General features: G+C 71.1%; 1 pseudogene. It reads left to right on the top strand.

The window, feature by feature from the left end:
* Positions 1 to 25: 25 nt before the first annotated feature.
* Positions 26 to 242: pseudogene (locus ACQG3P_RS22410) on the top strand (SOS response-associated peptidase family protein); the annotation flags it as partial.

The following is a 242-nucleotide window of genomic DNA, read 5'->3' as shown; positions in this document are numbered from 1 at the left end:
CGTCGTGCAATCGTTCTCCGAACACGTGCCCCGCCAAGCGCTGGAACAGCGCAGCCAGGCACCGGGCGACAATCCACAGTACCTGGTGCTCGAAATCCGCCCGCAGCCACCGCGCGATCGGTTGATCGCCTGCCTGTGGTCGGAATGGGACGGCCCCGAGCGCCGCCTGCTCTCGGTCGCCGCCATCACCGCCGACCCCCCGCGCGACGTGGCCGCAGCCGGGCAGGCCCGCTGCATCGTAC

Origin of the sequence: Stenotrophomonas sp. SrG (genome assembly GCF_050031795.1) — a bacterium.
Lineage (GTDB): Bacteria > Pseudomonadota > Gammaproteobacteria > Xanthomonadales > Xanthomonadaceae > Stenotrophomonas > Stenotrophomonas rhizophila_A.
This window is presented reverse-complemented; position numbering and strand designations above follow the sequence as displayed.